Annotated in this window: 10 protein-coding genes and 1 tRNA gene; 2 read left to right on the top strand and 9 right to left on the bottom strand. The window is 64.1% G+C overall.

Annotation, left to right across the window (positions count from 1 at the left end):
- Nucleotides 1-76: 76 nt before the first annotated feature.
- From KHO41_RS33815 to pepN, 5 genes are all read right to left on the bottom strand, one after another.
- Nucleotides 77-844 (bottom strand): hypothetical protein, encoded by a 768-nt coding sequence (locus KHO41_RS33815; protein WP_211957585.1) that lies wholly within the window; start codon nucleotides 842-844, stop codon nucleotides 77-79.
- A 51-nt stretch (nucleotides 845-895) separates the two neighbouring features.
- Nucleotides 896-2,134: a tyrosine-type recombinase/integrase gene (locus KHO41_RS33820; RefSeq protein ID WP_244874158.1), complete on the bottom strand. Its 1,239-nt coding sequence runs from the start codon at nucleotides 2,132-2,134 to the stop codon at nucleotides 896-898.
- 195 nt (nucleotides 2,135-2,329) lie between these two features.
- Nucleotides 2,330-2,405, bottom strand: a tRNA-Thr gene (locus KHO41_RS33825).
- A gap of 117 nt (nucleotides 2,406-2,522) precedes the next feature.
- The gene (locus KHO41_RS33830) at nucleotides 2,523-3,542 is read right to left on the bottom strand and encodes a class 1 fructose-bisphosphatase (protein WP_211957586.1); all 1,020 of its coding nucleotides are present in this window, start codon (nucleotides 3,540-3,542) and stop codon (nucleotides 2,523-2,525) included.
- A gap of 77 nt (nucleotides 3,543-3,619) precedes the next feature.
- A complete protein-coding gene (gene pepN, locus KHO41_RS33835; protein ID WP_211957587.1) occupies nucleotides 3,620-6,319 on the bottom strand; it encodes an aminopeptidase N in 2,700 nt (899 codons plus the stop codon).
- A gap of 236 nt (nucleotides 6,320-6,555) precedes the next feature.
- On the opposite strand from pepN, the gene KHO41_RS33840 reads away from it, so the two are divergent.
- Entirely contained in the window at nucleotides 6,556-7,227 is a 672-nt protein-coding gene (locus KHO41_RS33840; protein WP_211957588.1) for a DUF4136 domain-containing protein, read from the top strand.
- Nucleotides 7,228-7,495: 268 nt separating this feature from the next.
- The gene (locus tag KHO41_RS33845; protein ID WP_211957589.1) at nucleotides 7,496-9,835 is read left to right on the top strand and encodes an NADP-dependent malic enzyme; all 2,340 of its coding nucleotides are present in this window, start codon (nucleotides 7,496-7,498) and stop codon (nucleotides 9,833-9,835) included.
- 93 nt (nucleotides 9,836-9,928) lie between these two features.
- Here KHO41_RS33845 and KHO41_RS33850 read toward each other — a convergent pair whose 3' ends face one another.
- The 4 genes from KHO41_RS33850 to puuE form a co-directional block, all read right to left on the bottom strand.
- Nucleotides 9,929-10,174, bottom strand: a complete 246-nt coding sequence (locus tag KHO41_RS33850; protein WP_011298591.1) for a hypothetical protein — start codon at nucleotides 10,172-10,174, stop codon at nucleotides 9,929-9,931.
- Between the two features lie 246 nt (nucleotides 10,175-10,420).
- Entirely contained in the window at nucleotides 10,421-11,500 is a 1,080-nt protein-coding gene (locus tag KHO41_RS33855; protein WP_211957590.1) for a porin, read from the bottom strand.
- Between the two features lie 198 nt (nucleotides 11,501-11,698).
- Nucleotides 11,699-12,217, bottom strand: a complete 519-nt coding sequence (uraD, locus tag KHO41_RS33860; protein ID WP_211957591.1) for a 2-oxo-4-hydroxy-4-carboxy-5-ureidoimidazoline decarboxylase — start codon at nucleotides 12,215-12,217, stop codon at nucleotides 11,699-11,701.
- Entirely contained in the window at nucleotides 12,214-13,164 is a 951-nt protein-coding gene (puuE, locus tag KHO41_RS33865) for an allantoinase PuuE (protein WP_211957592.1), read from the bottom strand. Before puuE ends, uraD begins: the two co-directional genes overlap by 4 nt.
- Nucleotides 13,165-13,205 lie beyond the last annotated feature (41 nt).

The raw sequence follows: 13,205 nt of genomic DNA on the forward strand, positions 1-13,205 counted from the left end.
GTCAATTGGGGCGCGAGCGCCCCCAAAACTACTGCAGGCGTCGTGAAGCGCCGCTATGTGGGGGTCCTGGGCTGCATCACGTTGCGGGCCCTTTCTCCGCCTTCTTAAGGGTGCTAATGAGGCGCGTCAGGCTGCTAGGGTTGTAGTTGACGCCCATGTTGTTGTACATCCTGTTCGCAATCTGCGCGGCGGAGAGTTCCTTGCCCGCGAAGTGGGTGCGATACAAATCAGCAGCCTTGCGCTTCTCGGCTTGCTTTTGCTCGTGCCGCTTCTGGCCGGCTTTACTTGCCTTGCTTCGACCTTGATCGCGCCAGGTCAGAAGGGTTTTGGCTTGTCCGAGTTCATAGTTGGCACTCATCAGGAAATGCAGGGCGCTGAAAACATCATCGTCCTGGAGGGTGCCTTGTACCGTGCCGAGACACATCCAGCAGGAGGCAATGCAGGCCAGAATATCTTCGTTGTAAATGCTGGCGGGGACGCGGCCTAAGAAAACCTGCACAGCATCGATCCCCATCTGAATCGGTGTGCCGGTCAAGTCGGATATGACGTTCCCATGCTCGTCGTAATGCTCTACGTCCTCCATGTGGGAAATCCCCTGAAGCACGAGGAGGTGACCGCTGACTTCGACGCCAAAAGCGTCCTCAAATTGCTCCTCGACCTCGGCGAATCTGTCATTGAGGGCGACACCGAAGGCGGCCTTGAAGTGCTCATCCATACTCTCCCAAGTCCTGATGTAGAGCTTCTCGATGTCCTCAAAAGTAAGGTTGATTGGCGTTGTCATGATGCCGTGTGTGTTGTCGATGGTCGGGGCAAGGAATGGCGCGGCGGAGGGGCCTTGACGCAATTGATGGGCCAATTTCCTGCCGGCCAGCGCGGCGCGTGCTGCCCGGAGCGCTCAGGCTGATTGCCGAAGTGGGTAGACGTTGGCTCCAAGCTTTTGGTCTATGAAGTCGCCCCACCATTGCATCAGGGCGTGGCGTTCCTCTAACCGCTGGGAATGGTCGTAGGCACGACTCACCTTATTGCCGATGGTGTGCGCGAGCTGGAGCTCAATGGCGTCGCGGCCGAAGCCGCTGCGCTCGTTCAGTAGCGTCGATGCAAGTCCTCGGAATCCGTGCCCGGTCTGTTTGCCTTCGAAGCCGAGGCTCTTCAGTGCCTTGTTGATCGTCTCTGCCGAGATGGCCTGGTTACGTGGGTCCTTGGTGCCCGGGAAGAGAAGGGGATACCGACCGGTTATTGGCTGCAATTCGTTGAGCAGCGCAATAGCCTGGCGGCAAAGAGGAACGATGTGCGGCTTCCCTGACGCCTTTTGCGCTTGTGTCCCCTTCATGCGTTCTGCGGGGATGCGCCATTCACAGGCGTTCCAGTCGATTTCTTCCCACCGTCCCCACCGAAACTCATTGGTCCGCAAGAAGGTGAGCGTGAGCAGCTTGATTGCGATCCTTGTTTCCGGTGCTCCTCTGTAGCTGTCGATCTTGGACAGGAGCACGGGCAGCTCGTCCTCAGTAACACGGGGATAGTTTTGTGTAGGGGGCTTGGGGCTAAGGTGTTCGCGGAGGCCGGCGGTTGGGTCTCGGTTGGAGGCGCCGATCGCACAGGCATGCCGGCATATGCCGCCGCAGGCCTCCAGCGCCTTCATGGCAATCTGGTGCGCCCCGCGTTGCTCGATCTTTCGCAGTACGGCAAGGACTGTCGGGCCGTTCAGGTCGGCGATGGGCCGCTTCCCAATCTGCGGGAAGACATCGTTGTTGAGGATTGCCGTGACGCGCTTGTCATGGCTCGCGCTCCATCCTTTGCGCTTGATGGAGAGCCAATCCTCGGCGAGGGCTTCGAAGGTATTTGCGGCGGCCGCGGCGACCGTTTGCCGGTCAATTTCACGCTGCAGGGCCGGGTCGATGTCATCGGCCAGCAGGCGCTTGGCTTCGGTGCGCTTGTCCCTGGCATTGGCCAGGGTGACCTGAGGGTAGTCCCCAAACGTGAGCAGGTTTTCCGACTTGGTGCCTGGACGTTGATACTTCATTCGCCACTTCCTGGCGCCACTGGGTAGCACTTCAAGGTAGAGGCCGCCGCCATCGCGTAGGCGGTTGCCGCCGTCGGCGCTGTACTTGGCCTGGCGGCATTGGGCGTCCGTCAAGGGGAGGATTCGCTTGGGCACTTCGATACCCCAAAAAGTCCATACCCCAAAAACTATACCTCATACCCCAAAGGCTACCCCCAAAAAGTGCTGTAGTAGTTGGGCAACCTTGGGCAACGCTGGGCAACAAAAAACCCGCAGAGCTATGCGCTGTGCGGGTTTCTGGGCAATGCTGGTCAAACTTTGGAATGCTTGTGGTGCCGAAGAGAGGAATCGAACCCCCGACCTTCTCATTACGAATGAGCTGCTCTACCGACTGAGCTACTTCGGCAACAAGTTCCGGTGAACTGGAACAGCCCGCAATCATAGCAGCGCTATTGCGGCACTGCAATCCTTTTTTCGCCGGGCCGGTCGTCCTTGCGGATCAGAACGGAACCGCCCCTTGGCCTCAGCCCTGCTGCCCCGCCGCTTCGTGGTGGTACCGCGTCACGCGCTCCACCTCATTCTTCGACCCCAGGATCACCGACACGCGTTGGTGCAGCTTTTCCGGTTGCACGTCGAGAATGCGGATGTGCCCGTTGGTTGCTGCGCCACCGGCCTGTTCGACCAGCATCGCCATCGGGTTGGCCTCGTACATCAGGCGCAGCTTGCCGGCCTTTTCGGGCTCGCGCTTGTCCCACGGGTACATGAAGACGCCGCCGCGCGTGAGGATGCGGTGCACGTCGGCGACCATCGAGGCGATCCAGCGCATGTTGAAGTTCTTGCCGCGCGGACCTTCGTCGCCGGCCAGGCATTCGTCGATGTACTTGCGCACGGGCGGGGCCCAGTGGCGCATGTTGGACATGTTGATGGCGAATTCCTTGGTGTCTTCGGGAATCTGCACATCGGACTGGGTCAGCACGAAGCTGCCTGCCTCGCGGTCCAGCGTGAAGACGTGCACGCCGTTGCCGACGGTCAGTACCAGCGTGGTCTGCGGGCCGTACACGGCGTAGCCGGCGGCGACCTGGTGCGTGCCGGGCTGCAGGAAGTCGGCCTCGGTCACGGTCTGGCCGGGCTTGGGCATGTGCAGCACCGAGAAGATCGTGCCGATCGAGACGTTGACGTCGATGTTGGACGAACCATCGAGCGGATCGAACATCAGCAGGTATTCGCCCTTCGGATAGCGGTTGGGAATCTCGTAGAACGATTCCATTTCTTCCGAAGCCATGGCGGCGAGGTGGCCGCCCCATTCGTTGGCGTCGAGCAGCACTTCGTTGGCGATCACGTCCAGCTTCTGCTGGGTTTCGCCCTGCACGTTGCCGGTGCCGGCCGAGCCGAGCACGCCGGCCAGTGCGCCCTTGTTGACGGAATTGGAAATGGCCTTGCAGGCGCGCGCCACCACTTCGATCAGCAGCCGCAGTTCGGGCTGGATCGTGTTGTGCTTGCGCTGCTCCTCGACCAGATAGCGGGTCAGGCTGATGCGAGTCATGATGGTTCTCCTTGGATGGCCGCAATTCTACATGTGCCGCGAGGGCCGGCGCCGCGCGGGCGCCGGCTGCCCTGGCGTCAGGCGGCCAGCGCCTTGCCGATGATCTCGCGCACGTCGCGCGACAGCGAAGCCGATGCCGAGACCCGCTCCAGTTCCGCGCGCATGCGGTCGCGCAGGGCCGGCTCGTACTTCTGCCAGCGGTCCATCACGCGTGCCAGACGTGCCGCGACCTGCGGGTTGATCGCATCGAGCGCGAGCACCTGGTCGGCCCAGAAGCGGTAGCCCGAACCATCGGCGGCGTGGAACTGCGCGGGGTTGCCCGAGCAGAAGCTGAAGATCAGCGAACGCGCGCGGTTGGGGTTGCGCAGGTTGAAGGCGGGGTGTTCCATCAGCGCGCGTACCGTGTCGATGGTGCGCTTGCCGGCGTGCGGGCCGACCTCGCCGCGCTGCATGCCCTGCAGCGAGAACCATTTGTCGATGACGAGGGCGTCGTCCTCGAAGCGTTCGTAGAAGTCGGCCAGTGCGGCCTCGCGGCCCGGGGCGAAGCTGTTGACCAGCGCCGACAGCGCGGCGAAGCGGTCGGTCATGTTGTCGGCCTTCTGGTACTGCTCGCCGGCGAGCTGCAGCATCGCGTCGCTGCCGCTTTCGACGAGATAGCCCAGCGCCAGGTTGCGCAGCGCGCGGCGCGAAGCGGAGTCCGCGTCGGGGCTGTAGGCACCCGGCGTCGCGTTCGATTCGTAGGCCGCGAGCCAGTCGGCCTGCAGCGCATGCGCCAGGCCCGCGCGCATGAACTGGCGTGCCTGGTGGATGGCGGCCGGATCGGCCACGCCCATGCGTTCGGCCAGGTACGCTTCGGCCGGCAGCACCAGTGCCTGTTCGCGGAATGCAGGGCTCAGGCGATCGTCATTGAGCACCGTGCGCATGGCGCTGATCAGCGCGTGGTCGAGCGTCAGATCGCGACCCGCCTGGACATCGGCCACGAGCTGCAGCAGCGCGCGCGTGGCCAGGCGCTGGCCGGCTTCCCAGCGGTTGAACGCGTCGCTGTCGTGGGCCAGCAGGAACGTGAGTTGCGCATCGGTGTACTCGGCATCGACGATCACCGGGGCCGAGAAATTGCGCAGCAGCGAGGGCAGGGGGGCAGCAACGCCGCGCGGCAGGTTGATGAAGCGGAAGGTTTGCTCGGCCTGCGTGAAGTCCAGCACGCGCGTGGTGCCATCGGCTGCGGCTTCGCCTTCCAGTTGCAACGGCAGGTCGTGGCCGTCGGCGCCGAGCAGGCCGATCGCGAACGGGATGTGGAACGGCTTCTTGTCGGGCGTGCCGGCGCGCGTCTCGATGCCGACCTTGGGGCAGCGCTGCGACAGCGTCAGCGTGAGGCTGCCATCGTCTGGATTCCACGTCGTGCGCGCGGTGACCACGGGCGTGCCGGCCTGGCTATACCAGAGCCCGAACTGCGTGAGGTCGCGGCCGTTGGCATCCGCCATCGCAGCACGGAAATCGTCGCAGGCCACGGCTTGCCCGTCGTGCCGCTTGAAATACAGGTCCATGCCCTTGCGGAAGCCGTCGCGGCCGAGCAGGGTCTGATACATGCGCACGACTTCGGCGCCTTTCTCGTACACCGTGACGGTGTAGAAGTTGTTGATCTCTTCATAGCTGTCCGGACGTACCGGATGCGCCATGGGACCGGCGTCTTCGGGGAACTGCACCTGCCGCAGCACGCGCACGTCCTCGATGCGCTTGACCGCGCGGCCCGATTCCGAGCCCATCATGTCGGCCGAGAACTCCTGGTCGCGGAACACGGTCAGGCCTTCCTTGAGCGAGAGCTGGAACCAGTCGCGGCAGGTCACGCGGTTGCCGGTCCAGTTGTGGAAATACTCGTGGCCGACCACGGCTTCGATATTGGAGAAGTCGACATCGGTCGCGGTCTGCGCATTGGCCAGCACGTACTTCGTGTTAAAGATGTTCAGGCCCTTGTTCTCCATCGCGCCCATATTGAAGTCGCTGACGGCGACGATCATGAAGCGGTCCAGGTCGAGTTCCAGCCCGAAGCGCCGCTCGTCCCAACGGATCGCGTGGATCAGCGAGTCCATCGCGTAGCGGGTCTTGTCGAGGTCGCGCGCTTCGACCCAGACCTGCAGGAGCTTGTCCTTGCCGGACGCGGACTGGATGCGTTCCTCGACGCACTCGAGCTTGCCCGCCACGAGCGCGAACAGGTACGACGGCTTGCGGAACGGGTCTTCCCATACCGCTTCATGGCGGCCGCCAGGCAGTTCGCTTTCGCTGACCAGGTTGCCGTTGGACAGCAGCACCGGGCAGGCCGCGCGGTCGGCGCGCAGCGTGACGCGGTAGGTGGCCATCACGTCCGGGCGGTCGAGGAAATAGGTGATGCGGCGGAAGCCCTCGGCCTCGCATTGCGTGAAGAAGTTGCCGTTCGAGACGTAGAGCCCCGACAGCGAGGTATTGGCCGCCGGCTGGCAGGCCGCGGTGATTTCCAGCGTGCCTTGCGCGGGCAGGCCAGGCAGCGTCAGGGTGCCCGCCTCCTGCGTGGCGTTGGCAACGGGTTTGCCATCGACGCTCACGCCGACCAGTTCGAGATCTTCGCCGACCAGCACCAGCGGAGCATCGGCGGCCGCGGACGCATGGCGCGCGAAGCGCAGCGTGCTGGTCACGACGGTGCGTTGCGGGTCCAGGTCCAGCACCAGTTCGACGTGGTCGATGGTGAAAGCCGGCGGGGTATAGTCCTTGCGATAGACGGTAACGGGCGTATCGGTGCGCAGCATAGGGAGTCCTGTCTTCGGAAGACCGTGGAAAAGGGTCGTGCGGGTCGTGCCGGCCCGTATGCAGGGCACGGCGCTGAAGTATTCATTGTAGCCAAGGGGTAGCCGGCCCGGCTGGCGGGGAATTCCGGCCCGGCCGCGTGGTCTCAGAGACACGTCAGATCAACAACAAGAGAGGCATCTATATGTGGCAATGGGCGGGCCGTGGCACAGGCGGCCACCGCAATGACGGGAACGGGATGTGGCGCAGGCTGGCCGCGTGGGCGGCGCTGGCGGGCGCCATGCTGCTGACTGGCTGCGCGAGTACCGTGGTGACGGATGTCACCGCATTCCGGCAGCCGGGCTGGCAGAACGAGGCGCCGCGCACCTACAGCTTCGAGCGCACGCGCGAGCAGGCCGCGCAGCTGGAACGCCAGACCTATGAGCAGTGGCTGGCCGACGCGCTGGCCACGGTCGGCTTCGAGCAGGTGCCCGAGAAGCAGGCACGCTACCGGATCAGCATGGAGTACAACGCGGCGCCCGGCATGGTACGGGTGGCCGAAACGGTCTATCCGGATCCCTGGTATGGCCCGTGGGGACCGTACTGGGGCCCGTACGGCTTCTACCGGCCCTGGGGTCCGTGGGGCTGGCCGGGCTACTGGCCGCCGCAGACCGTGGTCCGCGACGTGCCGGTGACCTTGGCCAGCCTGCGCGTCTATTTCAAGGACGCCGCAAGCGGGCAGCGCGTCTACCAGGTCAGCGCGCAGAACCAGACCGAGGACGGCAACCCGGCGGCGATGATGCCCTACCTGATCCGCAGCGCCTTCACCGAGTTTCCCGGCGAGAGCGGAAGGCCCCGGCGCGTGACCTTGCCGGTCGACAAGGGCACCGCGCCAGCGGCCCCGGCGGAGGCAAAACCGGCCGCAAAGTAACGTCCGCGGAGCATATACATTCGCGTGCCATTGCATACGCATTGGTAAAAGCTGTTTTGCTGCGATATTCGGCCGAAAACGCGACTTAACGGACGAAACGGGTGGGTTCTGTGCCGTAACCGTGGGCTAGAATAGGCGCTCGATTTTCCGGCCCACAACCACCGGAGCCCGTCAGGATGCTGCCCCTCGCTGCCGGCCGTCGTGCCTGCTGCGTCGTTGGCGGGATGCGCGCGGGCGCCGGCAAGAAGGCCATTTTCCGGACGAGCCAATGAGCAGCAAGACCAGCGGTGACGCACCGCAACACGCCCCGAACAGTCCTGAAGCGCAATTGCGCCTCGCTGCGCTGGAATACCACCGCAGTCCCACCAAGGGGAAGATCCAGGTCACCGCCACGAAGGCGCTGTCCAACCAGCGCGACCTGTCGCTGGCGTACTCGCCGGGCGTGGCCTATGCCTGCGAGGAGATTGCCAAGGATCCGTCGACGGCTGCCGAATACACCTCTCGCGCCAACCTGGTGGCCGTGATCACCAACGGTACCGCGGTGCTGGGCCTGGGCGACATTGGTCCGCTGGCCGGCAAGCCGGTGATGGAAGGCAAGGGCTGCCTGTTCAAGAAGTTCGCCGGCATCGACGTGTTCGACATCGAGCTCGACGCGCGCGACCCGGACAAGATCGTTGAAATCGTTGCCGCGCTGGAACCCACGCTCGGCGGCGTGAACCTCGAAGACATCAAGGCGCCGGAATGCTTCTACATCGAGCAGAAGCTGCGCGAGCGCATGAACATCCCCGTCTTCCATGACGACCAGCACGGTACGGCCATCATCTCGACCGCGGCGCTGCTCAATGGCCTGAAGGTGGTCGGCAAGGACATCGCCAAGGTCAAGCTGGCGGTGTCGGGCGCCGGCGCCGCGGCCATCGCCTGCCTGGACACCATGGTGAGCCTGGGCGTGAAGCGCGAGAACATCTCGGTGGTGGACTCGAAGGGCGTGATCTATGTCGGCCGCGACGCCAACATGGAAGCCAACAAGGCCCGCTACGCGCAGGACACTTCGGCCCGCACGCTGGCCGACATCGTCAAGGACGCGGACGTGTTCCTGGGCTGCTCCACCGCCGGCGTGCTGACCGCCGAAATGGTGAAGACCATGGCCGACAAGCCCATCATCCTGGCGCTGGCCAACCCCGAGCCGGAAATCCGCCCGGAAGTGGCCAAGGCCGCGCGCCCGGACTGCATCATTGCCACGGGCCGTTCGGACTACCCGAACCAGGTCAACAATGTGCTGTGCTTCCCGTACATCTTCCGCGGCGCGCTCGACTGCGGCGCGACGAAGATCACGGAAGCGATGAAGCTGGCCTGCGTGAAGGCGATCGCCGAGCTGGCCGAAGCCGAGCTCAACGACGCCGTTGCCGCTGCCTACGGTGGCCGTGAGCTGAAGTTCGGCCCGGACTACATCATCCCGACGCCGTTCGACCAGCGCCTGATCGAGAAGATCGCGCCGGCCGTGGCCAAGGCCGCGGAAGAGTCCGGCGTGGCCACGCGTCCGATCCAGGACCTGGACGCCTATCGCCAGCAGCTGTCGACCTACGTCTACCACACCGGCATGATCATGAAGCCGGTGTTCTCGGCCGCGAAGGCTTCGCCCAAGCGCGTCGCCTACGCCGAGGGCGAAGAAGAGCGCGTGCTGCGCGCGGTACAAAGCGTGGTCGATGAAGGCCTCGCACGTCCGATCCTGATCGGCCGTCCGCACGTGATCCAAATGCGTATCGAAAAGGCCGGCCTGCGTCTCAAGGCCGGCGTCGATTTCGAGCTGATCAACCCGGAAGACGATCCGCGCTACCGCGCCTACCACGAGGCCTACCACGCGCTGCGCGGCCGCGACGGCGTGACGCCCGACATGGCCAAGGTGGCGCTGCGCCGCTCCAACACGCTGATCGGCACCATGCTCATGCACATGGGCGATGCCGACGCGCTGCTGTGCGGCACGGTGGGCCGCTTCGAGGCGCACCTCGAACACGTGAGCGACGTAATCGGCCTGGCGCCCGGCGCGAAGGTCTTCGCCGCACTGAATGCGCTGATGCTCGAGAAGCACACGCTGTTCATCACGGATGCCTTCGTCAATGACGATCCGAACGCGGAAGAACTGGCCGCCATCACGCAGCTCGCCGCGGAAGAAATCCGCCGCTTCGGCCTGCACCCGAAGGTCGCGCTGATGTCGCATTCGATGTTTGGCTCGTCGACGCGTCCGTCGGCGCGCAAGATGCGCGAAGCGGCCGAGATCCTGGCCCGCGTGGCGCCGCATCTGGAAGTCGAAGGCGAGATGCAGGGCGATGCCGCGCTCGACGAGGACGTGCGCCGTCACTTCCTGCCGTCGACCAAGCTGGCCGGCAGCGCGAACCTGCTGGTGATGCCGACGCTGGATGCCGCCAACATCGCGTTCAACCTGCTCAAGATGACGGGCGGGCAGGGCGTGACGGTGGGCCCGATCCTGCTCGGCGCCGCCAAGCCCGTGCACATCCTGAACCCGCAGGCCACGACGCGCCGTATCGTCAATATGACGGCAGTCGCGGTGGCCGAGGCCAACGCCAGCGCCAGCGCCAGCGCCCAGCAGTAAGCGTCGGCGTCACACGCGCATGAAAAAGGCCGGGTCAATGACCCGGCCTTATTTTTTTGCTGTGGCGCGTCAAAGGTGCGCCACACCCGGTTGTTATTGCAGCACGTTGTACTGCTCGCGCATGACCACGATGATCGACCGGGCGGCCGCAAGCTGAGTATCCAGATGCTCGACATACTCCTGCGGGAAATTCACTTCAGCGCTCCAGTTGCAGCCGGTATGGTCCGGCTGATGCATTCGCACCGCGTGAAGCTCACATTCCCCACACTCGGGGTTGTTATCCAGGCACTGGTTCAGGATGGCCATCAGTTCGGAACGGGTCTTCGCATTTCGCCGCATGAGTCACCTGTCTCGCTGTGGTTTTCGTAGTCCGGAGAACCAATCTAGGCACCGTGCCGGCCGTGTTCCAATTGAATCAGCCTATGGATTGATGTCCGCCGATCCGCAGGTGGCGTGGCAGATTATGTGGCGCCGCAACATTCGGGCGGCAAGACCGTGCCAGATGTGATCCCGGCGCGGCAACAAAAAAGCCCGCCAAGGGGCGGGCTCAGGGCTGCATGCGGTACTTCCGCGACCTACAGTGCGTCAGAACTTGTGACGCATACCGACGCCAAACGTGTCACCGTGCTCGGCGTCGTTGCGCTTGTCGTAGTAGTACGCGGCGTAGACGTCGGTCCGCTTGGACAGGTTGTAGTCGTAGGCGATGGCGGCCGTGTTGCGCTTGAAGTCGGTCACGTCGTTCTTGGTCTTGTCGTACGAGTACGAGACCAGCACGTTGCCTGCGCCAACCGGAACCGACGCGCCGATCTGGCCGTTGGTGTGCTTCAGGTCGCCGCCGTTAGCCGCGCCGTTGATGCGGGTCTTGATGTACTGCGCTTGCGCGAACAGCTTGACGACCTTGAAGTCGTACGTGATGCCGCCCTGGACGGCGTCCTGGCGATCGAAGCCGGTCGGCACGCCGAGGTCGCCGACCGGCTGGATGTTGAACTTGACCTGCTGGTAGGCCAGCGTTGCCGCGAACGGGCCGCTGAAATACATCAGGTTGCCGCCCCACTTGTTCTCGCTGGTCTTGCCCGGCTGCTCGCCGAACGAGTAGATCACGTTCGCGGTGAGGCCGCCGAAGTTCGGCGTGCTGTACAGCACCGAGTTGTTCCAGCCCGAATCGCCGATGATGCCCGGGTCATTGAGCTTGCCCGGCACTGCCGACACCAGGTAGGTGTGGAAGATGGCCGGCGAGAACACGTACGAGTCGACCAGCGGGTTGAACAGGATGGTCGAGATGAAGTAGGGCGTGGTGTTGCGGCCCAGCTTGACGGTACCGTACTTGTCGTTCTGCAGGCCGACATAGGCGTTGCGGCTGAACATCGAGTCGCCATTGAAGCGGCCCATGCTGCCGCTGTCGGTGCGGAAGAAGCCGTTCAGGTCGAAGATGGCCTTGTTGCCGCTGCCCAGGTCTTCCGTACCCTTGATCCCCCAGTACGACGTCTGCATGCCGCCCGAGTTGGCGACCCATGCGCGGTCCGCACCGCCCACGTCCTTGAAGCCGCCGACAAACATATCGGCCTGGCCGTAGAGCGTCACGCTCGACTGTGCCATGGCCGCGCCGGAAAGAAGGGTAGCTGCTACGGCTGCCAGCTTCAGTGCCGGCTTGTACTGCTTCTGCATTTTTAGACCTCCGTGGTTTGATCCTGCTTGGAACGTTGTGTACTGGGTCCCTGTCGGGTTCTTGTTCTGGTCTTCGCGCTTCTGTTCGTGCCGCCTGGCGGGGCTCGGTTGACGGGCCCGCGTTCTCGACGATCGCGGGCCGGGGTGCCGGCAGCATCGGGTACAGCGTTTTTGTTATACAGGTGTTGCTTTTTTGGCTCAGCCGGATACTAAGTCGTCAAGCCGGAACTGCGCAATGCGGTGGATCTGGTTGATGCAAGTTTGCAACTCCGCTTCCGGGGTGTTGTCGACGCGGCGTGCGAACTCGTTGATGATCCCGGCGCGGTCATATCCACGCACGGCCAGGATGAACGGGAAGCCGAACTTCTGGTTGTAGTTGGCATTGAGCGACTGCAGGCGGTCGAATTCTTCGGGCGTGCACAGGTTCAGGCCCGCGCCGCTCTGCTCGCGCGTCGACTCGGCGGTCAGTTCGCCGCGCACGGCGGCCTTGCCGGCAAGCTCCGGGTGGGCGCGCACGAGCTTGACTTGCGCTTCGGTGCCGGCTTTATCGACGGCGGCGCGCAGTGCGCCAGCCAGTTCCGCCACGTTCGCGAACGGGCGCTGCGCCGCGGCGGCTTCGGCGAACCACGGCGAGTGTTCATACAGCCCACCCAGCACCTGCACGAATTCGGCGGTGGGCATGGCGTTGAGTTGGGCGATGGTGTAGGTCTGGCTCATGCTTGGTTTCGCGGAGTGTAGGGGTGGGTCTCGATCCAGTGGCGGGCGATATCGACACGGCGGCTGATCCATACCTTGTCGTGGCCCTGCACGTAGTCGAGGAAGCGCTGCAGCGCGCGGAAGCGCCCCGGGCGGCCCAGCAGGCGGCAATGCATGCCGATCGACAGCATCTTGGGCTGGTCCAGTCCGCTGGGGTCGCCTTCTTCGTACAGCACGTCGAATGCGTCCTTCAGGTACTGGAAGAACTGCTCGCCCGTGTTGAAGCCTTGGGGCGTGGCAAAGCGCATGTCGTTGGAGTCGAGCGTGTACGGCACCACCAGGTGCGGCTTCTTCTCGCCGCCGGTGACTTCGACCTCGGTCCAGAAGGGCAGGTCGTCGCCGTAGTAGTCCGAGTCGTACAGCAAGCCGCCGTGCTCGACCACGAGGCGGCGCGTGTTCGGGCTGTCGCGGCCGGTGTACCAGCCGAGCGGCATCGAGCCCGTCAGCTCCTTGATGATGTCCATGCCGATGCGCATGTGCTCGCGCTCGGTGGCTTCGTCGATGTTCTGGTAGTGGATCCAGCGCCAGCCGTGGCACGCGATCTCATGGCCCAGCTCGACGAACGCGCGCGTGAGTTCCGGATGGCGCTGCAGCGCCATCGACACGCCGAAGATGGTCAGCGGCAGGCCACGCTTCTCGAACTCGCGCAGGATGCGCCAGACGCCGGCGCGCGAGCCGTATTCGTAGATGCCCTCCATGCTCATGTGGCGGTCGGGATAAGCCGCCGCGCCGACGATTTCGGAGAGGAACTGCTCGGACGCGGCATCGCCGTGCAGGACGCAGTTCTCGCCGCCTTCTTCGTAGTTGAGGACGAACTGCAGTGCAACGCGTGCGCCGCCGGGCCAGCGTGCGTGCGGCAGCTGGGCACCATAGCCGATGAGATCGCGTGGATAGTTCTTGTCTGTCATGGGTCGTTTCTGCTTCAGGGAACCGGCAGCGCCGTCTTGCG

It is taken from the genome of Cupriavidus numazuensis (assembly GCF_905397435.1).
In the GTDB taxonomy this organism is placed as follows: Bacteria; Pseudomonadota; Gammaproteobacteria; order Burkholderiales; family Burkholderiaceae; genus Cupriavidus; species Cupriavidus numazuensis.

Coding starts and splice junctions, on each gene's coding strand:
- KHO41_RS33830 (WP_211957586.1), bottom strand. CDS start 3,542: ATGACTCGCATCAGCCTGACCCGCTATCTGGTCGAGGAGCAGCGCAAG.
- pepN (WP_211957587.1), bottom strand. CDS start 6,319: ATGCTGCGCACCGATACGCCCGTTACCGTCTATCGCAAGGACTATACC.
- KHO41_RS33840 (WP_211957588.1), top strand. CDS start 6,556: ATGTGGCGCAGGCTGGCCGCGTGGGCGGCGCTGGCGGGCGCCATGCTG.
- KHO41_RS33845 (WP_211957589.1), top strand. CDS start 7,496: ATGAGCAGCAAGACCAGCGGTGACGCACCGCAACACGCCCCGAACAGT.
- KHO41_RS33850 (WP_011298591.1), bottom strand. CDS start 10,174: ATGCGGCGAAATGCGAAGACCCGTTCCGAACTGATGGCCATCCTGAAC.
- KHO41_RS33855 (WP_211957590.1), bottom strand. CDS start 11,500: ATGCAGAAGCAGTACAAGCCGGCACTGAAGCTGGCAGCCGTAGCAGCT.
- uraD (WP_211957591.1), bottom strand. CDS start 12,217: ATGAGCCAGACCTACACCATCGCCCAACTCAACGCCATGCCCACCGCC.
- puuE (WP_211957592.1), bottom strand. CDS start 13,164: ATGACAGACAAGAACTATCCACGCGATCTCATCGGCTATGGTGCCCAG.